This window comes from Nocardia aobensis NBRC 100429, assembly GCF_000308375.1.
GTDB classification, from domain to species: domain Bacteria; phylum Actinomycetota; class Actinomycetes; order Mycobacteriales; family Mycobacteriaceae; genus Nocardia; species Nocardia aobensis.
In genome coordinates this window covers 20,293-40,372 of record NZ_BAFQ01000164.1, presented here as the reverse complement: position 1 = coordinate 40,372, position 20,080 = coordinate 20,293, and the positions used below count along the sequence as shown (strand labels likewise).

17 protein-coding genes are annotated in these 20,080 nt (G+C 67.3%); 9 read left to right on the top strand and 8 right to left on the bottom strand.

The genetic code is table 11. The features are described 5' to 3' along the window. Window positions 1-100: 100 nt before the first annotated feature. The 4 genes from RJ03_RS21695 (at window position 101) to RJ03_RS21680 (ending at window position 4,046) form a co-directional block, all read left to right on the top strand. On the top strand, window positions 101-1,192 hold the full coding sequence (locus RJ03_RS21695; RefSeq protein WP_051025059.1) for a saccharopine dehydrogenase family protein: 1,092 nt from the start codon (window positions 101-103) through the stop codon (window positions 1,190-1,192). Window positions 1,193-1,326: 134 nt separating this feature from the next. Next, window positions 1,327-2,505 carry an FAD-dependent oxidoreductase gene (locus RJ03_RS21690; protein WP_036505316.1) on the top strand — a complete coding sequence of 393 codons (1,179 nt, stop codon included), beginning with the start codon at window positions 1,327-1,329 and terminating at the stop codon, window positions 2,503-2,505. Window positions 2,506-2,584: 79 nt separating this feature from the next. Beyond that, entirely contained in the window at window positions 2,585-3,268 is a 684-nt protein-coding gene (locus tag RJ03_RS21685; protein WP_036505315.1) for a hypothetical protein, read from the top strand. Window positions 3,269-3,380: 112 nt separating this feature from the next. Further along, window positions 3,381-4,046, top strand: coding sequence for a phosphate signaling complex PhoU family protein (locus RJ03_RS21680; RefSeq protein WP_036505370.1), 666 nt, complete (start codon window positions 3,381-3,383; stop codon window positions 4,044-4,046). A gap of 19 nt (window positions 4,047-4,065) precedes the next feature. Here the strand turns inward: RJ03_RS21680 and RJ03_RS21675 are convergent, their stop codons facing one another. Further along, window positions 4,066-4,995: a glycoside hydrolase family protein gene (locus RJ03_RS21675; protein WP_036505369.1), complete on the bottom strand. Its 930-nt coding sequence runs from the start codon at window positions 4,993-4,995 to the stop codon at window positions 4,066-4,068. A gap of 150 nt (window positions 4,996-5,145) precedes the next feature. Between RJ03_RS21675 and RJ03_RS21670 the strand changes: the two genes are divergently transcribed. From RJ03_RS21670 to RJ03_RS21660, 3 genes are all read left to right on the top strand, one after another. Further along, window positions 5,146-5,931, top strand: coding sequence for a hypothetical protein (locus RJ03_RS21670; RefSeq protein ID WP_174372334.1), 786 nt, complete (start codon window positions 5,146-5,148; stop codon window positions 5,929-5,931). A gap of 9 nt (window positions 5,932-5,940) precedes the next feature. Beyond that, window positions 5,941-6,144: a cold-shock protein gene (locus RJ03_RS21665; RefSeq protein WP_036505313.1), complete on the top strand. Its 204-nt coding sequence runs from the start codon at window positions 5,941-5,943 to the stop codon at window positions 6,142-6,144. 430 nt (window positions 6,145-6,574) lie between these two features. After that, window positions 6,575-7,114, top strand: coding sequence for a DUF5994 family protein (locus RJ03_RS21660; protein ID WP_157163473.1), 540 nt, complete (start codon window positions 6,575-6,577; stop codon window positions 7,112-7,114). Between the two features lie 190 nt (window positions 7,115-7,304). On the opposite strand, the gene RJ03_RS21655 is transcribed toward RJ03_RS21660, so the two are convergent. From RJ03_RS21655 to RJ03_RS21630, 6 genes are all read right to left on the bottom strand, one after another. Further along, entirely contained in the window at window positions 7,305-8,192 is an 888-nt protein-coding gene (locus RJ03_RS21655; protein WP_083871245.1) for a DUF8832 domain-containing protein, read from the bottom strand. Between the two features lie 237 nt (window positions 8,193-8,429). After that, window positions 8,430-9,392: a hypothetical protein gene (locus RJ03_RS21650; protein ID WP_036505310.1), complete on the bottom strand. Its 963-nt coding sequence runs from the start codon at window positions 9,390-9,392 to the stop codon at window positions 8,430-8,432. 155 nt (window positions 9,393-9,547) lie between these two features. Then, the gene (locus tag RJ03_RS21645) at window positions 9,548-10,282 is read right to left on the bottom strand and encodes an O-methyltransferase (RefSeq protein WP_036505364.1); all 735 of its coding nucleotides are present in this window, start codon (window positions 10,280-10,282) and stop codon (window positions 9,548-9,550) included. Between the two features lie 170 nt (window positions 10,283-10,452). Further along, window positions 10,453-14,400, bottom strand: coding sequence for a non-ribosomal peptide synthetase (locus tag RJ03_RS21640; protein WP_036505303.1), 3,948 nt, complete (start codon window positions 14,398-14,400; stop codon window positions 10,453-10,455). Between the two features lie 61 nt (window positions 14,401-14,461). Beyond that, window positions 14,462-15,226, bottom strand: coding sequence for an amino acid hydroxylase (locus tag RJ03_RS21635; protein ID WP_036505301.1), 765 nt, complete (start codon window positions 15,224-15,226; stop codon window positions 14,462-14,464). A 701-nt stretch (window positions 15,227-15,927) separates the two neighbouring features. Beyond that, a complete protein-coding gene (locus tag RJ03_RS21630; RefSeq protein ID WP_036505299.1) occupies window positions 15,928-16,863 on the bottom strand; it encodes an SDR family NAD(P)-dependent oxidoreductase in 936 nt (311 codons plus the stop codon). 397 nt (window positions 16,864-17,260) lie between these two features. Between RJ03_RS21630 and RJ03_RS38495 the strand changes: the two genes are divergently transcribed. Then, entirely contained in the window at window positions 17,261-17,878 is a 618-nt protein-coding gene (locus RJ03_RS38495) for a hypothetical protein (protein WP_036505296.1), read from the top strand. Between the two features lie 460 nt (window positions 17,879-18,338). Continuing rightward, a complete protein-coding gene (locus tag RJ03_RS21620) occupies window positions 18,339-18,836 on the top strand; it encodes a MarR family winged helix-turn-helix transcriptional regulator (RefSeq protein WP_036505293.1) in 498 nt (165 codons plus the stop codon). An 85-nt stretch (window positions 18,837-18,921) separates the two neighbouring features. Here the strand turns inward: RJ03_RS21620 and RJ03_RS21615 are convergent, their stop codons facing one another. Further along, complete coding sequence (locus RJ03_RS21615) at window positions 18,922-20,052, bottom strand: hypothetical protein (protein WP_157163472.1); 1,131 nt, start codon at window positions 20,050-20,052, stop codon at window positions 18,922-18,924. Window positions 20,053-20,080 lie beyond the last annotated feature (28 nt).

Genomic DNA, 20,080 nt, shown 5'->3' with positions numbered 1-20,080 from the left:
TGGCGAGGTGCGGCTCGACGGCCCTATCGTCGGATACGGTGCCGACGTCGACACGAACCGGCGCGCACCGCCGGCGACCAACGAAACACAGGTGATGGCAATGGCAAAAATCGTGCTGTTCGGAGCGACCGGCTACACGGGCCGCCTGACGGCTCGGGCCCTGCTGGCTCGCGGTGCCGAGCCGGTACTGGCCGCCCGTAACGCCACCGCGCTGCGGCAGTTCGCGGCCGACCTCGGCGGTGCCGAGACCGCCGTGGCCGACGTGGCCGACCCCGCATCGGTGCGCGCCCTGCTGGGGCGCGGCGACGTGCTGGTGACGACGGTGGGCCCCTTCCTGCGGTACGGCGGCCCGGCGCTGGGCGCGGCACTCGAGGCGGGCGCGCACTACTTCGACTCGACCGGCGAGGGCCCGTTCATCCGCGAGGTGTTCGATCGCGACGCCGAGGCGCGCCGGGCGGGTGCCGGTCTGCTGACGGCCTTCGGATTCGATTACGTCCCAGGCAATGTGGCCGCGGCTCTCGCGTTGCGCGACGCGCCCGACGCCGCCCGCGTCGACATCGGCTACTTCATCGCCTCCCCCGGCACCAGCGGCGGCACCCGCGCGTCGATGGTCGGCATGTTGTTCGAACGGGGCTTCGCCCTCCGCGACGGCGATATCGTGCCGGAGCGGACCGGTGCGCGCACCCACACCTTCGATGTGGCGGGCCGCGCGCTCACCGGCGCCTCGATTCCGGGGTCGGAACATCTCGTCCTGCACCGCGCCCACCCGAACCTGCGCGAGGTCGACGTCTATCTCGGTATGCCCGGCAATGCCGCTCGCGCGCTGCAGGCGACCTCGCTCGTCGCGGACACCGTCGCCCGGGTGGCGCCCGTGAAGCGGCTGGCCGAGAACGCGTTGAGCGTCCTGGTCAAGGGCTCGACCGGGGGACCCGATGCGGCAACCCGGGCCCGAACCCGCACCTGGGCGGTCGCCGAAACCCGCGACGCCACCGGCCGCATCCTGTCCTCGGCCACGCTGACGGGCGTCGACCCCTACGACTTCACCGCCGAGATCCTCGCCTGGGGTGCGCAGACCGCGCTCGCCGGCGGGCTCCTCGGCACCGGAGCCCTCGGCCCGGTCGAAGCCTTCGGCCTGGACTCGCTCACCGCCGCCGCGGCGGATGCCGGACTGCGCCCGGCCGAACCCGCGTAAACTCACTTGCGGACGTGCGAAGACCCGGCCGGGTATGGGTTAGTCCCGGTGACGCGAACCGTTGAACACCGCACCTTCCGCAGGTGTGACCTGTACGTCCCTTCCGATGATGTTGCATGCGAAGGGACTTGGTCATGTCGAGATTCAAGGTCATCATTGCCGGCGCCGGGCTGGGCGGGCTGGCGTTGGCGCAGGGTTTGCGCCGCCGAGGCATCGATGTCGTTGTGTACGAACGCGATTCCGCAGTGGAAACCCGTCGCCAGGGCTACCGGCTGCATCTGGACGCCGCGGCGCGGCGCGCGCTTCATCGGGTGCTGCCCGCGCCGCTGCGCACACTGTTCGACGCCACGACGGGCACCCCGAAACCCCGATTCACCGTGCTGGACAGTGCACTGAACGAACGGTTCACCCAGGATTCGGCGGAACCGGCTTTCGCGGTCGACCGCCTGACGCTGCGCCGCATCCTGCTCACCGGCCTCGACGACCGTGTCGTATTCGGCAGGGCGGTCAGCGGTTTCGACACCGACGGCGATCGCATCGCCGTTCATTTCGCAGACGGTGACAGTGCCGGCGCCGACGTTCTGATCGGCGCCGACGGGATCAATTCCGCTGTGCGTCAGCAATATCTGCCGCATGCGCGCATCGTCGACACCGGGGTGCGCCAGCTCTACGGCGCGATACCGCTGAACGCGCGGACTCGGGACTTGTTCGACGACAGCATGTTCGGCATCTTCACCATGATCGCCGGCCCCGACGGGAGTTTCGTCGGGGTCGCGCCGGTCGAATTCCCGCAGGACCCGGCGATTGCGGCGGCCCGCATCGTTCCGGCTGCGGAACTGCCGTCCGTCCCGGACTACATGACCTGCTCGTTCGGTGCTCGCGCCGAGTGGTTCGGCACCACGGAACAGGAATTGCGCGACCTGGACGGCGGCCGACTGAAAGACATCGTCGCCGCGGCAGTCCGGACCTGGCATCCACGGATTCGCGAAATCGTCGCCGCCTGCGATCCCGACACCATGTTCGCACTCCCACTGCGCACGAGTGTTCCGATCCCGGCATGGCCGACCACACCGACGACCCTGTTGGGTGATGCCGTGCACGCCATGAGTCCCGCGGCCGGATCCGGGGCCTGCACCGCGTTACGGGACGCGGCCGACCTGTCCGAAACCATCGATTCCGTTGTGGCAGGCCGTGATCTGCGCAGCGCGCTGCGCGACTACGAACAACGCCTGATCGAGTACGGATTCACCGCCGTCCGCACCGGGGCCGCGAACGGCCACCGCTTCCTGGGACAGAACCCGCTGCCCGCGTAGGGATACCGGCGGCGTGGGCCCGGCGATCAGGTCCGTCCCACGCCGCGCGGCCCCTTCGCGGGCATGGCAGGCTGCGGTCATGGAGCCCTCGCGCTGTGTTGTGCTGGTCCCGACCCACGGATCGATCGCACCGGATTTCGCCCGCAATCTGGCCCGGCTGGAGCATCGGGGTTACGAGGTCCGGACCGTCACGGGGTTCGCCGCGATCGATCAAGGACGCAGTCAGATGGCCACCGACGCGTTGCGCGACGGGTTCGAGGGGCTGATGTGGATCGATTCCGATATCGCGTTCGACGTGGATTCGGTGGATCGGTTACGCGAACACGATCTGCCGGTCGTCTGCGGGATCTATGCGAAGAAGGGGGTGCGCGGCCTGGCCTGCCACGTGCTGCCCGGCACCGGAAACATCCTCTTCGGCGAGGGCGGGGGACTGCTGGAGATCAAGTACGCCGCTACCGGATTCCTCTTCACCCACCGCGACGTCTACGAGACCGTCGCCGAACACGAACAACTTCCGGTGTGCAACCTGCGGTTCGACCGCCCGACCGTCCCGTACTTCCTGCCCATGCTGGTGCCCGACGGTGAACACACCTGGTACCTGGGCGAGGACTACGCATTCTGTGAGCGAGCGCGGCGCAGCGGCTACCGAATCATGGCCGACAGCTCGTTCCGGCTGGGGCATGTGGGCACCTACAGCTACAGCTGGGAGGAAGCGGGCGCCGATTCGCACCGCTACGCGAGTTACAACTATCGGCTCGGGTGAGCGACGGATCGCCCCGATCGAACGTTCGGAGGCGGCTACCGGCTATTTCGCGGCGATCGATGCGGTCGGGGCGGGATTCGCAATGTGGGTCCCGCTGGGGTTGAATCGGGATATGCGGTCGGACTATCACGCGAATCTGCGGCAGCTCGCCGAGTTGCTGCATGCCATGTGTGAACAGGACCGGACCGCCATTTCGGCGGCCACCTACGCGGTGGTGAACGCCGATATCGAACAGGCCGAGGCCGCACTGGACATCGTCGGCCAGGTCGAGGAGATGGCGCAGCAGGCCGAACAGGAAGCGCTGCGCCTGCTGGCACTGCAAGCTCCGGTCGCCAGCGAGTTGCGGCGCGTGGTGACCGCCATCCAGCTCACCGGTCATCTGCAGCGCATGGGCGCCCTCGCCGGGCATATCGCCACCAGCGCACGCCGGCGCCATCCCGAACACGTCGTTCCCGAACCGGTGCGACCGGTGGTCGAACGTCTCGGCTCCACCGCCTGTGCGATCGCCACCAGCGCCGCGGCGGTGCTCGAGACCGGCGATCCGTACGACGCGGCCGGTCTCGACGCCCAGGACGACGCACTGGACAATCTGCACGAGCAGTTGCTGGCCGCGGTGCTGGACCACGAATGGGCGCACGGCATCACGGCCGCGGTCGACCTCACGCTGCTGGGACGGTATTACGAGCGCTTCGCCGACAATGCGGTGGAAGTGGGCCGTCGCACCATCTTCCTCACCACCGGTGAAACCGCCGACAACTGGGCGCCCGGCGGCGAGTGATCGGTCCGGCCTCCGAAACCTATGCGGCCGAACCGAATTCGGCCAGCACCGTGCCGTGCCGGACGACTCCGGAGAGTCCGGGCAGCTCGGTGGGCGCCGACCACGTGCGGAAGCCGTCGTAGCTGTCGCTGTAGAGATAGCGGCCCTCGGTGTAGGCGTCGAGATAGATGCGATGTCCGCCGTCGGGGAGCGGCACCACCGACGGGCCCTCCCGCGGACCGCCCCATCCGGCCCAATCACCTGTGGCGACAAAGGTATACGGGCCCAAGGGGTTGTCCGCGACCGCCAGCTCGACCAGTTTGGTGTCCTCGTTCTTCACGAAGGCGTACAACCGCCCGTTCCACCGCACCAGCTGTGTGTCGATGAATCCCAGCGAACCCGGACCGCTCGGGCCCACACCGAACAGCGGAATCGGCGGCGCCCAGGTGGACAGTCCCGCGCCGACCGGTAGCAGCAGATGCGGGGTGAAACCGTGCCCCCAGGTCAGCGACACGATGATCCCGACTCGGCCCGCCGCATCGACGTACCACTCCGGGGCCCATGTCCCTTCCAGGCGGCCCGGTACGAGCATCGGCGCCGGGGCCATCTCCGTCCAGGCGATCCGGTCCCGGCTACGCGCCAGGCCGATCGAGGTCGCGTCGGGGGCTCTGGTGTAGGTGAGGTAATACCAGCCGTCGGTGTGCAGCATCACGCTGGGATCGCGAGCCAGCCCGGTCCGCGGCGTGAAGGCGTGTTCGGCGACCGGCGTGAACCGCGTCCCGTCCACCGATTCGTACACGGCCACGGTGGATTCGCTGTCGGCACGAAAGGCCGCCATCGTGTAGCGGGTGGGCGCGCGCTGGGGGTCGGCGCCGATTCCCGGTAGCGCCGACTGCGCGCGTGCCATTCCCGGGACCAGCAGGGGCAGACCGGCCAGCAGTGCGAGTGCGGATCTGCGTCCCATCGCCATGACCAGCGATTGTGCGGTTCGCGCGCGATGATTCACCGGAGGCGCGCCGGAGCGATTCGCCTCCGGCGTGGCGTGGCGCCCGCGCACCGCCGGCTGTAGTGGAATCGATGCGCAGCACTGTGGCTCGGACCGAAGAGGGAGGACTCACTCGTGCGAACAACTCTCGTGGCGCCCGTGCTCGCGCTACTGATAGCGGGCGGTGCCGCGACCGCAAGTCCGGCCCGCGGGGAGTCCGAGCCGATTCCGATGGACCCGCGCACATCGTTCGCAATGGTCTCGCTGATTCCCGGAACCGATACCGGCACAGGGAATTCGGGCGAAAGGCGGCCCGCCCTGTCGATCATCAAGCTGTATCTGGTCGACTACGTACTGCGCCACGGCGACGGATCCCGCTCGGATCGGCAGGCGGCTCAGCGCGCGATCCAGCTCTCCGACAGTGATGCCGCGACTGAGCTGGATACCAAGTATCCGCACGCCATCGATGCCGCCGCCGCGGAATTCGATTCGGCCGACACCCGTCGCGGTTCGTTCTGGGGCGACTCCTACACCAGCGCCCGGGACGTCGCCGAATTCCTCGTCGCCGAGCAGCGCACCGATCCCGGCTCGCTGCTGCTGTGGTGGATGGCCACCGCGAGCCCGATCGCCGCCGACGGTACCGCGCAGAACTGGGGGACCGCGCACGTCCCGGCAACCGTCGGCACCAAATGGGGGTGGTCGGACGACGGCTCCTATGTCGCCTCGGCGTCCTTCGGCCCGGGCTTCGCGATCGCCGCCTTCACCCACGGCGATGCGAACGACGAGGACGCCGACCTCGCGGCGTTCACCGGGAAAAAGTGGCGTTCCGGCCGGCAGTTCGTGCCGAAACGCGACGGTGTGCCAGACTGGATGGTGAGCACGGGTTGTTGCAGTGATCGCCCGGCTCGCAACAGGAAGTAAATCAAAAGAATGTCGCAAGGCAGTGTGAAGTGGTTCAACGGCGAAAAGGGCTTCGGATTCATCGCCCAGGATGAGGGCGGTCCTGACGTTTTCGTCCACTATTCCGAAATTTCCGGTTCCGGGTTCAAGACCCTCGATGAGGGGCAGCGCGTCGAGTTCGAGGTAGGCCAGGGCCAAAAGGGTCCCCAAGCTCAGAACGTCCGCGCCATCTAGGAGCTGACAAATCAGCGAAACCCGCGCCTGCGGCGCGGGTTTCGTGCTTTTTTCTGCGGCTTTCTCCCAGCCGCGCGAGGCCACGTGGACAGGGATGGCCCGGTCGCGTAGAGTCGACATAGATATCCGGTCCCACTGGCGTACGGCTGCCATCGGAATGGCAGCGTAAACAGACGTTCTTTCGTTTCGGGAGACGGTCCCTCGAACGCCGCGCAGGCAACCGGATACGAGTGCGCTGCGACGAATTTCGCGAGCTGCACAGGCTGTGTCGCCGGTGTTTTCGATCATGTCGATACGAACGTATCGCAGTCGAAGCAGACACTGATCTGAACGTGTCGTCCACCGTCGATGTCGGCCCCGGCACCTGTTTCCGCAGGTCCCGGACATTGTCATTACACGGCCGATCTTCGGCCGAGTCAGGAGCGTCGGCATGAACCGACCGAACCACCTTGTGCACGGCCCCGCGCGGCCCGTCGTCGAGCCCGCCGCACGTGTGCAGTTCAAGGATTACGAGACGAAAACCGGATATGTCGACGGCGCCTGGTGGCCCCGTAGCCCGGATCTCGCCACCGAACTTCCCGGCCTGCTCGCGGCCGTATCGCCCACGCTCGGCACGATCCACCGGGTCGTGTACAACACCGCCGAATGGAACCCGGTCGCAGGCTGCGAAGGGGTGCGTCTCGACGGGACCCGGCACGGCGCCGCCCACACCGTCGAGGTGCTCGGGGCGCGCGACCGGCGTCGAGTACTGCTGATCATCCCGCCGCGCACCGATACCCATCGCGCCTGCGCTGTTATGGCTCTCGCGTGTCGTGCGAACGACGAATCGACGGTAGACGAACTCCTGGCCCGATTGCCCGGCCGCACCGGGCGGGCCGCCGCCCTTCGCCGGTGGCGCAACGGCGCGACCGGCCGCGAGTCGGCAGTGGCCGGCCGCATCCATCCATCTATCGAAAGACACTGCCTGTGAGCGAGAAACAACCCTTGGGACCCCAACTCTTCAGTCACCGAGACGCGGTCACCGACAGCCCGTCCGACGTCGTGGCGCGAGGGGACCTGCGACCGACCTTCTCCGCCGCGCCGGACGCCTCGGCCGAGTCGCGAAACCGAACCGCCCGCCGCGCGGACCCGAAATAACACCGCGATACCTGCGAGAGCACTCACCGTGTCGTCGGCAGGGTGAACGCGGCGGTGCGGACGACGTCGCCGTGCTTGAAATCCAGGAACAACCGGTAGGTTCCGGGGCCGGGGACGGCGGTGTGGAAGGTGACGTCCGGACCCGGGGCGGTGACGCCGTCACCGGGTTCGCCGTTGGGGTGGACATGCACGTAGGCCAGGTCGCCCGCCCGCAGGATCACCAGATGTCCGTAGGCCGCCAGGTACGGTTGTAGGTCGGTGACCGGCTCGCCGTGCTTGCGCACGGTCAGGGTGAGCAGGCGGCCGTCGCCGGGCACCAGATCGCCGTCGAGGGTCACCTCGTACCCGTCGATGTCGGCGATCCGGGCGGCCGCGGGTGTCGGCCGCGGCGCGTACGTGCCGGTGACGGCCAGGTCCGCGCCGAGGGTGATGGTCTTGCCGAGGGCCCGCGGGGCGATGTCGGTGAACACGCGATACGCGCCCGCTTCCGGCAGGTTCAGCCGCACCGTCCAGATGCCGTCGGCGGTGAGTTCCGGATGCACGTGCCAGAACCCGGTCAGTTCCCGCTGCACCACGATGAGGTGCAGCTGCCGATCATGGATCGCGGTGTACTCGGTGACCGGTGCGCCGTCCGGACCCAGGATCCGGAACCGGAAATCGACCTCGCCCGGTGTGAGGATCGGCTCGGCGAGCGCCAAGGTGTACCCGTCCTGGGTGATCTGGAGCCCGCCCGGCAGTCCGCCACCGTGCGCGGCGTGCCCGTCATGGCCTTCGTGCGCGCCATGGTTTTCGTGCGCGCTGTGCCCCTCGTGTCCACCGTGGCCCTGGTGTCCGCCGTGATGCGCGTGCGGGTCGCGGATTCCGTGATTGCCTTGTGCCCCATGGTGATTGATGTCAGCGTGCGCGGTCATCGCTCCGACCTTTCCGATCTTGTTCTCGTCCGACATCGAAAACATATACCCCTAGGGGGTATATGGCAAGCCTGCTCTGGCGAGAAGTGCGAAGCTGCCCTCGGGGGCTGGCGGATCGCCTCTTTGGAGGCGAGAACGAAGGCATCGCCGACGATCAGGCTGTCGAGATCGCCAGGCTGATCCAGACGACAACCGGCCGGCCCCCGGATGGGGACCGGCCGGTCGAGTAATCACCGGTCAGCTGAGGCCGGCCACTTCCTGGGCGATCGCGGCGAGCCGGGTCTGGGCGGCCGACACGACCCCGTGTCGCTTCTTGTGGGCTTCCTCGTAGGCGACGATCGCGCGGATGTCGGCCGGCTCGGTGAGGTCCTTCACCGCGGCGACGGCCTGGGACACGTTCAGCTCGTCGTAGTCGCCGACCGGTAACTCGCCGGGTTCGAGGACACCGGTGGTCGCACGGATCGAATGCAGGGCGTCGGCGGCCGCGCCGGCGCCTTCGTGACGCGTGACCTGTTCGGCGGTCTCGAGTGCGGCGTCCCGGGAGGCCGACAGAGTCTTGACCGCCACATCACCCGCGTGCGCGCCTCGGGCGAGCAGCTCACCGAGCGCGGGCGGGGTGGTGCGGACGGTGTCCAGCGCGCGGTCCAGGCCGCGAGCCGACCAGGTGACGGGCAGGTTGAACAGCTTCACCGCGGTGCCGGTCGCCGCCTGCAGCACGGTGCGGCGCAACGCGGCCGGCCCGCCGAGGGCGTCCTCGGCCAGGACGGTGGTCAGCCATTCCACCGTGGCCGAATGCGCGGTGATCAAGCGGTCGGCCAACGTCACGATCTCCCGCTGCCCCGCGGCGGTCGCGAGGGCCTTGATGTAGCGGGAGCGGTCGAGCAGCTGGTGCTCGAGCGCCAGATCGCCGAGCAGGGCCTCGTCGAACGGCTGGGCCTGTTCGGCCATCGCCTTGATCGCGGCGACCGCACGGCCGAGGAACGGGCCGACCACCTCGGGCACACTGCCCAGATCGCGGATGGCGGCCTCGATGGCCTCGGCGCGGGCGCGGCCCTTGTCGGCGTTCTCCGACAGCTCCTTGCGGACAGCCTCGGTCCGCGCCTGCGCGATCCGGGTCTCGGCCACTTGTATCTCGGTATTGGTCAACGTCAGCAGTGCTCGCAGCTGGGCCAGCAGGGTGGACGTATCAAGAGTGCTCATGCGAATCTCGTCCTTCGGCGTATAGACAGCATCAGGTCGGGGCGCAACGTTGCACCATATCTGCGACTACCCGCCATTACCGATGATTAACATGTTCGGCGACATCACAATCGCGGCACGGGCACTCGCGGGTCGACCGAGTGGGCTCGATCCGCTCAGCCGAGATAGGTCGATTCGAGTACGAGGTCCTTGAGAACCTTCTGGTATTCGGCGTGCGTCCGATGCTCGCGGGTCGTCCACCGGGTGCCCTCGTGGCGACGCATGAACGTTCGATACTCCGGGGCACCCGGATATTTCACGTTGTCCGCCACGACGACCGCGCCGGCGCGCAGCCACGCCAGGTCCAGGATCCGGTGGAGATCGGGAAGATATTCATCCTTCTCGTGGTCGAGGAAGACGAAATCCAGTGCGCCGGGACGGAATTCGTGGTTGCCGCTCAGCGTGCGGAGCGTCTTTCCGTCGTCGCCCAATGTGCCGACGATGACGACGATGCGGTCACCGACGCCCGCGTGATCCCAGATCCGCCGGGCCACGGCGGCATTGGCGGCATTGAACTCGATCGAGTACAGCACGGCGTCGGCCGGCATGGCCCGCGCCATGCGCAATGCGCTGTATCCACAATAGGTTCCGAGTTCGAGCAGGCGGCGCGGCTGCGCGGCGGCGACGGCCCGGTCGAGAATCCGGCCCTTCTCGTCACCGATATTGATCAGGTAGCTCTTGGTGTAGCAGAACTCGTCGATCGCCCGGATCACATCGTCGATGTCGTTGCGTCGCGCATGCGCGCACACATAGTCGGCCAGCGCCTGTTCGCGGCCGTCACCGACCTGCCAGGTGGCGCCCATATGCCGGAGGCCGAACAGAAACCGCACATACGACCAGCGCAGGAACATCACCGGTTTGCCCACGCTCTCGTTGGCGGCGATCGCCAGGGCGATCGCGGCGACGGCGGCCAGCACCGCGCGCGGGAGACGGAGACCGAACACCGCCGGCCGTCGTGCGGCCAGCATGATCGATGACGCGACCGACACCACGGATGCCACGATCGCAGCGGAATGCTTGCTCACATGCTCTTCCCTTCGCCGTGCCGATTCAGTTCGGCCTCCAGGATCGGCCCGATGACCGCGAGCGCCTCGGGGTTGGTCATCTGGGCGTGGGTGACGTCGACGCGGTGCTCGGCGATCCGTCCGGAAACCCAGGGCCGCCACATCTCGCCGGTCAGTTCGCCGGTGATGCCCTCGGTCGCCGAGAAATACAGCAGATCGCCGTCATAGGGTGCCGGCCGGTAGCTCGTCGACATGGCGACGCTGTCGACATAGCCCTGGTGCAGGCGTTCGAGCTGCTCGCGGGTCAGCCCGCGCCCGGGGCCGGGGCTGTCGGCGAGCACGTCCACCGCTTCGTCCAGCGTGAGCGGCCGCATATCAGGGGTGGCCGACTCGTTGCCCTGCAAATGGGTGACCAGATCACGGACGGTGGGCGGCTCCGGCCGCGGCGCACCCTGCCCGAAGGCCACGCTGTCGAGCATGACGAGCAATCCCACGTCGTGCCCCCGGGCGCGCAGCCGGGCGGCGAGCGCGTGCGCGAGCTGACCGCCCAGCGACCAGCCCAGCAGGTGGTACGGCCCTTCCGGTTGCACGCGCGTGAGTTCCCGCAGATACACCTCGGCGAGCTCGTCGACGCTGCGGTATCGCCGCGATTGCCCGGAGACGGCCGGCGACTGCAGGCCGAAGACGGGCCGGTCGGTGACGTAGCGCAGCAGGCCCGAATAGCACCACGACAGCGGAACCGCCGAATGCAGGCAGATCAGCGGCGTCCCGGAACCGCTGCCCCGCAACGGAAGAACCGGTTGCAACGCCGAACCGCCGACTGCCGCCTCGCTGTTCCCACCGGCCGCGGTGGCTTCGATGGCGGCGGCCAAGCTCTGCACCGTCGGGGTGAACAGCGACGAGATCGTCACCGTGGTCCCGGTCCGTTCCGACAGTTGCCGGCACAGTTCGACGCCAAGCAACGAGTTGCCGCCGAGTTCGAAGAAGTTGTCGTCCAAGCCGATTCGAGTCTGCCCGGTCACCTCGGCGATCGTCTCCGCCACCGTGCGCTCGATCTCCGAGGCCGGCGCGCGGAACGCCGGGCGCGGCAGCGTCTGTGGATCCGGCAACGCTGATCGATCGGTCTTGCCGCTGCTCGGATTGATCGGTATCTCGGGCAGCGGAATCAGCATCGCCGGAACCATGCCGGGCGGCAGCACGGTCCGCAATCGCGCCAAGACGGCGGCCCGGTCGAAATCCTCCCCGGCCGCCGCGGGCACGACATAGCCGATCAGCCGATCGCCGAGTGTCTCGGACGTCCACACCCGCACCACGGCCTGATCGACCGCCGCGTCGGCGGCCAAGGCGCGCTCCACCTCGGACGGCTCGATGCGCTGTCCGCGCAACGAGATCTGAACATCGCCTCGGCCGAGGTACTCCAGCGTGCCGTCGGGTTGCTCGCGGACCATGTCACCGGTGCGATACATCCGGGTTCCCGGCTGCCCGTAGGGATTTGCGACGAAACTCCGCGCGGTGATCCCGGGCCGCCCCAGATATCCCCGCGCCAACGCGTCACCGGCGAGATACAGTTCGCCGCGGGCGCCACGGGGAGCCGGCCGTAGCCGGGCGTCCAGGACGAGAGTCTGCACGCCGGGCAGTCCGCGCCCGATCGTGATCGGCGAGCCGGGGGCGAGCGGTTCGGTCTGGGTCACCACGACGGTGGCTTCGGTGGGGCCGTAGGAGTTGAACATCGGTAACCGGCCCGCCCAGCGTTGCGCCAGTGCGGGCGGACATTTGTCTCCGCCGACGGTGACGGTCCGCAGCGAGGGCAGTCGATCCGGGTCGAGCGTGGCCAGGATGGCCGGCGTGACGATCAGCTGCGTGACGGCCTCATCCTCCATCACTTGCGAAAGTCGTTGTCCCGCAACGATATCCGGCGCCAAGGCGACCAGCTTCGCGCCCGGGGGGAACGCGGAGAGATATTCGAGCATCGACGCATCGCAGAATGGCGAATGTGCTTGCAGCACAACGGCATCGCTGCCGATGCCGTTGCGGGTGCGCAGATCGTCGGCCAGGGTCGCCAGCCCCTCGTGGGTACTCAGCACTCCCTTGGGCTCGCCGGTGGATCCGGAGGTGTAGATCAGATAGGCCGGGTGCGCGGCCCGCAACGGTCGTATCCGATCCGCGTCGGTCACCGCTTCGGCGGACCGGGCCGCGGCGGCGCGGGTGAACTCGTCGCTGTCGAGCATCAACCAGTCGACCGTCGTGGTCTCCTGCGGTGTGCGCCACCTGGTGAGGGTGATGCCCACCGCCGCACCGGAATCGGCGATCAGCTTCGAGACGCGGGCCGGCGGGTCGGTGGGATTGACCGGGAAGAACACCGCGCCCGCCCGGGCGACCGCCCACAACGCCATGACCGATTCGACCGACCGCGACAATGCCACCGCGACAACGACTTCCGGCCCGGCGCCGTGCGCGATCAGCTCGCGCGCCCACCGGGCGCTCGTCTCGTCGAGTTCGCGATAGGTCACCGAACGATCAGGCCCGCTCAGCGCGATCCGGTCACCGGCATCGGTTCCACCCGCGAGCAGGTCCGGCAGCAACCGCTGGTGGTGTCGCCGCTGCGGGTCGGCGATCGTGTGCGGGCCGGCGACGGCCGCGAACACCGTGTCCGCGCCGTCGGCCAGCAGGAATCGGGTCAGGCAGTCGACGAACTGCTGCCGATACCCCTCCACTTCCTCTGCTCGGTACAGCTCCGGGTTGGCATGAAAGTCGATGACGAACGGCTCGGTGCCGAACCGGTAGCAACTGATCGCCAAATCCTCCACCGGGCCGGCCGAAAGCAGTTGCGTCCGACCGCGAACGGCGCCGAAGTCGATGCTCTCGGGCAGGCTGAGGACGTTGATCAGCGGCCCGTAGCCGTGCCGGCCGGCCTGCCCCACGCCGTGGTCGCGGAGCAGGTCTTCGTGCCGGTACAACTGATGGCGCAACGCGCCGATCATGCTCAGGCGTACCTCGCGGACCAGCTCACCGACCGTGCTCTCGGCCACGCCGCGCACCCGCAGGGGCACCACGTTCGAGACCATTCCCGCCGACTGCCGCAGCGCTCCGGTGGTGCGCCCGGCGACGGGCAGCGACACCGTCACATCGGTATCGCCCGTCATCCGCGCCAGAAACGCGGCCACCGCCGCGACCAGCACCTCGGCCATTCCGGTGCCGTACCGGCGGGCTGCGTCGCCGAGCCGTGCCATGACCTCCGCGTCGACGGTCGCGTGCGCGATATGCGGCCGGGCCGACGGGGCGGCGTACCGCTCACTGAGGCGGGTCGTGTGGTCGAGGCCGGCGAGCTGCCGGCCCCAGTACTCGCGGTCGGCCGCGAACCGAGACGAGGACCGATACCGCTGCTCGGCCGCCACGATCTCGGCCAGCGATACCGCGCGGCACGCGGTCGGGGGTCGTCCTTCGGTTGCGGCGGAATGCAATTCGGCCGTGCGCTGCAACACCTGAGCGGCGCCGAAGCCGTCCACGGCGATGTGATGGCTGCGCGCGTAGCAGCGATACCGGCCGGGGCCGAGGGTGAACAGCACCGTCTTCGTGACGTCGTCTCCGGTCAGATCGATGCCCGCGTGATGATCCCGGCTCATCCACTCCTGTGCGGCGCGTTCGGGATCGGGGTGATCACTGAGATCTATGCAGTCGAATCCGGTGTCCACATCGTGGTCGAGATATTGGCGCGGCCTGCCACCGACGATGGCGAATCGTACATGCGGCGACTGTAATTCGCGTGCGGCGCGGCGGGCACACCGCTGGAGCAGTTCCAGGTCGAGATCGCCTTGCACATCGGTGTATTGCGAGATGGAGAACGGAACCGTGGGATGTAACTGCTGAGCCAGCCACAGTTCGTACTGCGCCACCGACAAGTCGAAGGAGTCCGCGCCCGGAGTCGCGTCGTCGTGACGACGCGTGGTACTCGAAAGGTCTACCACCGCAATTCCTTAGTCGTCGCCGGCGAGGATGTCGTCCGGGGGAGCGTGCGATACGGCGTCGTCACGAACCGATCCTCGTCCGGAGGAAGCTCGTTACCTCCGCCATCATCCGGCTGACCGAATCGGCGACGAAGAGGAGCGGTTGACAAATGCTGTCGTCGATATCGGCGGCGAGTATGTCCTCCACCCGGAATTCCCGCAGATCCGCGTTCACGAAGGACTCCATCTCCGTCACCGAGGAGAGGATCGCGGCTCCGTACGCTCGCGGGTGACCTTTCTCGGCGACCACGCCGACCTCCAGGGTGAACCAGAACAACCGCGCGATCGCGGCCCGCTCCTCGTCGGAGGTGGCGCGGTTGGCGGCGCGGCCGAAACAGCGATACAGCTCCGCGAATTCGGGGTCGGCCAGTATCACCGCATGTCCGACCAGTTCGTGGATGACGTCCGGATCGGGCGAGAACGATTGCTCGGTCACCGGCCGCACGTCCGGCGTGGCGTGCAGGATGCCGTCGGCCATCGGCCCGTAGAACAGGCGGCCGGGTTGGCTTCCGATGGCCGGCGCCAACGCGAAACCGGTCAGCGAACGAAGCATGCGCGACACCTCGCTCATCTGCGGTACCCGCTCGGCGGGCAGCTGAACGAGGCGAGCCGCGCCCCGATAGTCCGCGCAGGCGAGCTGTTCGTGCATGGCGCGCAGCGTCGCGAAAACGCGGGACCACAAGATGTCTTCGTCACTGCTGTAAAGGAATTCGGGCAGAGGCTGCCCTGCGCGGCACGCGCGGGCGACCCGCTCACGCTCGGCCCGGACGTCGAGACCAACCGTCATCGCAATCAATCCTCTCCTCGAGTTGCCTAAGTTGCGCAGGTCATCACCACTCGGAATCGATCGGCGCTGACAATAGGTGCGTTCTGTGTGCGCGAGTACCCCCGGCGATTTTCAGCAAACAAATCAGCAAGGCCGGCGAGGATAAAGCAGAAGACGGTTTCCCGCAATACATTCGACGGAATTTCAGGTGACAATTCGGTGCTTCCCGAGGGCGCTCGTGAAAGTGAAACGGGTTGTCCGGAAAACGACGGTTTTCGCTGTCCGATCTGTCGCCTTTCAACCGAATTATTCATAGCGCCTTCACTTATCATCAGGAGTCGATCGGGGCCACGAACATCGGCCACGAATCGCGCACGGCGTCTTGCCGAGATCGCCGTGCGTGAGTTGCTCTGGGCCGGAAAGCAATCCGCGCCGGTCCCCGCCACACATACAGTTGCGTCCCGGGCGGGCTGTCCGCGTGCGGTGTCGGATCGTCGGCGGCTCACGCCGGATCCGACGGCAGGGACCGCATGCCGAGCGGGTTCGGCGCCGTGGCGAGCCGGCGCAAACCCCCTGCGGGCAGGTTCGGCATCGGCCCCTCCGCTCTTCTCAGACGAGCAACGGTAGTCGTCAAGCTACTACAGGCGTGAAGCAATTCGCGGTTTGCCATCACATTTCCGATCGCGTTTCTGCTCGCTGAGGTCGGCGAATACCGCACGCGGTCACCGGATCGGCGTAGCCGGACACTCCAGAGGATCCACGCCCGTGAGCTCGGCACTGGTCGCCCACAACTCGGCCGCGACGTCCGGATCGGTCATATGCGCGTGGGGTGTTTCGCGGTGTGGCCGGCCGCGGAGGCCGAGCACCCTCGGCCCCCACAGCTCACCGCCGACGATCTCGGTGTCGAGGGCGGCTCGGACGATGCTGTCGGCTCCTACGTGTTTGCCGTGCAGCACAACGCCCGCGGGCAGCCCGCGCAGCAGCTGGGCGGGGGTGCGGACGAACAACGGTGGCCGCGACGGGGTGAGCGAGTCCAGGGCGCCACCGGGGTGGGCGACGATGCTCGCGGTGTCGGTGCCGGATGCCCGCAGTCGGCGATCCAGTTCGAAGCCGAACAGCATCTGCGCCAGTTTCGATCGTCCGTAGGTGCGCTTGGGCCGGTAATCGCGCTCCGACTGCAGATCGGTGAGATCCAGCCGTTCCGAGCGGGCGGCGAAACTGCCTACCGTGATCACCCGGCCGTGCGAGGCGGCCGTCAGCATCGGCGCCAGATGTGCGACCAACGCGAAGTGCCCGAGATGGTTCGTCGCGAACATCGATTCGTGTCCTCGCGCGTTCACCTGACGCTCGGGGCCTGAGAGAAGTATTCCGGCGTTGAGTACGACCGCGTCCAGGCATTCGACACCGAGGGCGTCGACCGTCGCCGGCAGCGAGGACGGATCCGCGAGGTCCACGTGCACCGATATCGTTCGCGCGGCCGGAACTCGTGCTCGGATCGCCCGCATCGCGAGGTCGGCCTTGGCGGTGTCCCGGCACCCCAGCGCAACGGTCGCGCCCGCGGCCGCGAGTCGCTCCGCGACGAAGTATCCGATGCCCGCACTGGCGCCGGTCACCAGAATCGTCTTCCCCTCGGCTCGACGGCCGCTGTGCCATGTCATACCGGCAACTGTGCCGCGGCGCTCTTGCACCGCCCTGACGTCCCACTGGCATGCGGGCCCGGTGGGGTCGAACGCCGCGAACGGTAACCACCCGAACGCTGACCATCAGGACGCGTGGATATATTCTCAGGTCGAGCCTTGTATTCGGGGGAATTGCGGGATCGGTCGTATCGATAGCGCGGCCGAGAGGTGTCGTGGAAATACACGACTTATTTAAAGAATCTTGCCGTAATTAACTTTCCAGACTGAATAATTAATTGCGGATAATGATATTTTCTTTTCGATTCGTTTGTGTGATTTCGGCCATGGAAAGATGAGAAGAGGCTATATTTTAGAAACTCGGTGTTGCGGTCCGGTATTCGGTCGTAACGTTGCTCTACATTTTCTGGAGTCAGTCATGAGATCCATCTCTTCCCTGGTTCGTGCCGGCGTTCTCGCTCCGGTGGCGGTCGCCACCGTCTTTTGTTTGGCGGCACCGGCGAATGCCGCCCCGGTCAGCGTGAACTGGAGCTGTAAGGGCACCATTTTCGGGGTCGGCCAGACCTCGAGCATGACCACATCGGTCACCGGCACCGCGCCGGGTTCGGCGGCGTCGGGTTCCGCGGTGGCCATCACCCTCACGCCGGGTTCGTCGTCGGTGCCCAGTTCGGCGTCCGGCTTCACCGTGAACAACATCAGCAACCTGAAGATGACGTTTCCGACTCCAGCGAATTCGACATTGGTCTCCGCTACCGCCTCCGGGGGTACCGTGGCCGGCACCGTCGCCACGTCGGGTGGGAATGTCGTTCTGACCGTGCCGGGTCCGATCGCCGGCGGCACCAGTTTCACGCCGCCGGCGGTGACCATCAATGTCACCGCCGGAACCCCCGGAACGCCGATCACCAGCAAGTACGCGGGAACCAGTTACACCAGTCCCGGTATGACCATGACGACCAACGTCGCACTGGTCGGCAATGTCGCGACCTCGTGTTACCCGAACCCGTCGCCGACCCTCACCACCACTGCCGTCAGCTGATTCCGCGGGCAGGCGCCACGGCGTGACGGCCGGTGCCCGCACCGGCGGCCGGTGGTGAACATGCCTGGGCCGGGTTGTGTCAGCAGCCCGGTCCAGGTCTCACCCGAGGCGGACGGGTGGCCATGGTTCCTCATAGTGATTGCCCCGCTTCACGTTTGGTGCGGGGGCAGCCACTCGCACCGAATTTTGTGATGCACCGTATCGCATGAGTCGGTGTGTCGTACAGTGCATGTCCGACACAGCCGCGGTCGCTTCGGCGGCCGGAGCTGTGCCAGCTTTCGTGATGTTCGGCAGCCGCGGTTCGGGTTGCCGGCCAAATCGATTGACAGGAGCACATATGCCCGCTTCACGCGACCGGCGGCGATCCCTACCGTACGCAGGGGAAATGATGGTGCACACACCCTGATCGGCGACTTCTCTTGAGCGGTTTCATGTTTCACAGTGATCGAGGGGAAAGCTCGTGTGCCCGAGACCAATCGAACCCGCCCGGATCTCGGCCGAACTCAAAAGGGCCCTGGGGTTCTACCACGGAACCGTCGAGGATCTGACCCGCGAATTGATCCGGGTACTGGGTGTGAACGAGACCGACCGGCGGGCACTGGAGATCGTCCTGGCCGACGACGAGAAGTCCACGACGCCGGGGATGCTGGCCGAACGGCTCGGCATCACCGCGGCCGGCGTCACGATCATGCTGAACCGGCTGGAGAAGCAGGGCTATATCGCCCGTTCGCTGCATCCGACCGATCGTCGTCGCGTGATCGTGATGGCGACCGACCTCGCGGCCTATCGCATACAGCAACTCGTCGTACCTATGATCGTCGAGAGTTACAAGATGTTGCTGAGCTGGTACGACTCTGCCGAACTCGAGATAATCGCCGACTTTCTCACCCGCGCCGGTGAATTGCAACGAATCCACCGGCAACGGCTGCGCGACGTGGATCCCTTCTCCAGGGCCTGAAACATCGACCACGAAGTCCCGTCCACATCGACAGAAATTCGAGGCGCCGCGAGATTCGGCGCCCAGACCTCGCAGTGAAGTCCGGTCATGCGATTTCCGGGCGCTGCTCTTCTCGGCAAGACATTGACGTATGGATGCCCGTTCGGCGAGGCGACACCGTAATGCTCGCGTTTCGGTGTTCGCGCTGCCGCCATTCGATGTCCGATTCTCGGGCGTGTTCTGTGGTGGTGCAGACGGTGTGATCACCGTTTCCGGCGGCGGCGCATCCGGAGGAAGAAAGCGATAGTGGGATGCGAACCGTCGACGACAGCGAAAGCCCAGCAGGTGAGCCGCGCGCTCTGATTCCGCGGCGGTGCGGGCGGCCGTCCGCGGAGCCTCCGGCCGATCGGTTCCGGCGGCAGCTCTCGCGCGCGGGTGTGGTCGCCGCGTTGGTGACCACGGCAATCGGGATAACGCTCGTGGTACGAGCGGATTCGGGTCCGCCGGTGCGCGTGAACGATTCTCGGGCGTACTCGGGTGACCCCACCGTGCAGACCCTTAACGGCGATGCCTCGCGAAGCGACGTCGCCGCGGCGAACGGGGGTACGGCTTTCGACGCCTCGAGCGAGCTCCCCGTGCCGGTCGACGTCGTGGGCGATACCGACGCTGCTGCCGATCCCGGAACCGCCCCACCGGCCGCCGATCCCACCGACTCGGGTTCCGGCCCCGCCACTGCGACGGAATCCACGCCGCCCACCACGACGGATCCCTCGCCTCCGAGCTCGACCGGCGATTCGCTCGGCGCGAGTTTCTCTGCCACGGCGAGCCTTTCGATCCAGCTCATGCCCGGTGGACCGGACCCGGGCCTTGTCGTCCCGCCTCCGATATCCACGGCGCCGACGACCCCGGCGGAGACGTCGACGGTCACGGTGACGGCCGACCCGACTACGGCGACCACGACACTGTCGCCTACCACGCCGACGACACCGATGACGACGGTGCCGACTACCACCGTGCCCGCCACCGCATCGCCGACGACGGCACGGCCGACCACCACGCCGCCAGCACCTACCGACACCGTGACGACGGCCTCTACCGGCACTCCGGCCAAGACTACGACGGTGTCCCCACGCATCACGACCACTGTTGCGGCGAATACCACGTCATCCCCATCACCGGATGTGGTCACGACCTCCGGGGCGCCGACAACCTCGGCGACGCGATCTACGACGACCACGGCGCCGAGTACGACCGCGCTTCCGCCG

Coding starts and splice junctions, on each gene's coding strand:
- RJ03_RS21695 (WP_051025059.1), top strand. CDS start 101: ATGGCAAAAATCGTGCTGTTCGGAGCGACCGGCTACACGGGCCGCCTG.
- RJ03_RS21655 (WP_083871245.1), bottom strand. CDS start 8,192: ATGACCGCGCACGCTGACATCAATCACCATGGGGCACAAGGCAATCAC.
- RJ03_RS21680 (WP_036505370.1), top strand. CDS start 3,381: ATGCGGTCGGACTATCACGCGAATCTGCGGCAGCTCGCCGAGTTGCTG.
- RJ03_RS21660 (WP_157163473.1), top strand. CDS start 6,575: ATGAACCGACCGAACCACCTTGTGCACGGCCCCGCGCGGCCCGTCGTC.
- RJ03_RS21690 (WP_036505316.1), top strand. CDS start 1,327: ATGTCGAGATTCAAGGTCATCATTGCCGGCGCCGGGCTGGGCGGGCTG.
- RJ03_RS21650 (WP_036505310.1), bottom strand. CDS start 9,392: ATGAGCACTCTTGATACGTCCACCCTGCTGGCCCAGCTGCGAGCACTG.
- RJ03_RS21685 (WP_036505315.1), top strand. CDS start 2,585: ATGGAGCCCTCGCGCTGTGTTGTGCTGGTCCCGACCCACGGATCGATC.
- RJ03_RS21675 (WP_036505369.1), bottom strand. CDS start 4,995: ATGGCGATGGGACGCAGATCCGCACTCGCACTGCTGGCCGGTCTGCCC.
- RJ03_RS38495 (WP_036505296.1), top strand. CDS start 17,261: ATGAGATCCATCTCTTCCCTGGTTCGTGCCGGCGTTCTCGCTCCGGTG.
- RJ03_RS21630 (WP_036505299.1), bottom strand. CDS start 16,863: ATGACATGGCACAGCGGCCGTCGAGCCGAGGGGAAGACGATTCTGGTG.
- RJ03_RS21645 (WP_036505364.1), bottom strand. CDS start 10,282: ATGTTCCTGCGCTGGTCGTATGTGCGGTTTCTGTTCGGCCTCCGGCAT.
- RJ03_RS21665 (WP_036505313.1), top strand. CDS start 5,941: ATGTCGCAAGGCAGTGTGAAGTGGTTCAACGGCGAAAAGGGCTTCGGA.
- RJ03_RS21635 (WP_036505301.1), bottom strand. CDS start 15,226: ATGACGGTTGGTCTCGACGTCCGGGCCGAGCGTGAGCGGGTCGCCCGC.